Origin of the sequence: Paraclostridium sp. (assembly GCF_051657365.1) — a bacterium.
Classification (GTDB): domain Bacteria; phylum Bacillota; class Clostridia; order Peptostreptococcales; family Peptostreptococcaceae; genus Paraclostridium.
In genome coordinates this window covers 1-1,163 of the sequence record NZ_JBOFKN010000140.1, presented here as the reverse complement: position 1 = coordinate 1,163, position 1,163 = coordinate 1, and the positions used below count along the sequence as shown (strand labels likewise).

The following is a 1,163-nucleotide window of genomic DNA, read 5'->3' as shown; positions in this document are numbered from 1 at the left end:
CCCTATGAGCCATTTGGCTTCACCAACTTATGTTGGAAGGGTTCGGACACCGTCTGTATTGGGACGTGCTTTCCTGCCCAGTACTCTGGTATGTCAATGTGAAGAAATTCCAATGAGTATGGGTAACCGGCAGGAGTGTCACCGGTCACCTTCACGTGGTATGTCCTGTCTCGGGTCGTGAGACCTGAGCTAAGAATCGGTGGCTAGAATAGAGCGGACCGATCCACCACTATTCGAAATTCTTGGATCATTATCCCTTTGGTGTCTGGTGGCCAGTGTTATGACCAGGCATAAGGGATCTAGTCTTCGAAGCTGGCATGATACTTTGCCGAGGCCGTAATAGCCTTGGTGGAAGAGTCGGCCTAGGAGACAATGATCTAGCTGCGTGTAACCGTTCTGAGCTGGTAGCCGTGAGCGGGTGTGTCATGGGAGCATTCTCCAAGAAATTGAAGAGTGTCTTTTGTGGCAGCCTTAGTAGCGGCATGTTAGCCGTCAGTGGGTGTGTCATGGGAGGTGTCTCCTGCGGCAGCTTTACTGTCGGTCTGAATTGCTATAAGGGTAGGTCATGGGGTCATACTTTTGGGAAACCAGGGTGTGATATCTGTGTCTGCCTTGTTACGTGACGGGCTACAGTTTGCTCGGTTTTGCTGTACTCGTAATGGACCGATGTCTGATACTGTCTGATGGGTTGCTGGTGGTGACCCTCCGGGCAGTTTTTGGTAGTCGGCTCTATTACTATGCTTGTTGGGGTGATTTGGCGGTCTGATCCGACATTCACTCCCTCGCGTTCATATGCTTGGTTATAACACGGAAACAACTGCCATACCCGACAGTTGTGCCAACTGGCTATCAGACTCCATTAAGTGGGGATCCCTATGAGCCATTTGGCTTCACCAACTTATGTTGGAAGGGTTCGGACACCGTAGACTTTTACTTGCCCACGGGTTGAAGAATAAAGGGATTGAAGTAATGAAACAAACTTTATTGGCACACCTTTAGTTAATAGGCTACACCAAAGAGCAGACCTATCCACCGAGTCAAAGGCTGCCTTCAGGTCAAGAAAAACAACAATAGTGGGCTGTAGGAAAGTGTGAAGCTGTTCCAACAGTTGACGGAGAGTAAAGATATGGTCAATACATCTTCTACCTGGTCGAAAGCCTGCC

General features: G+C 49.2%; 1 protein-coding gene. It reads right to left on the bottom strand.

What is annotated here, in order from left to right; genetic code table 11:
- Nucleotides 1-898 precede the first annotated feature (898 nt).
- Nucleotides 899-1,163 (bottom strand): reverse transcriptase domain-containing protein (locus ACRCYC_RS10140; RefSeq protein WP_438619033.1); only part of this gene is annotated, 265 nt, incomplete at its 5' end.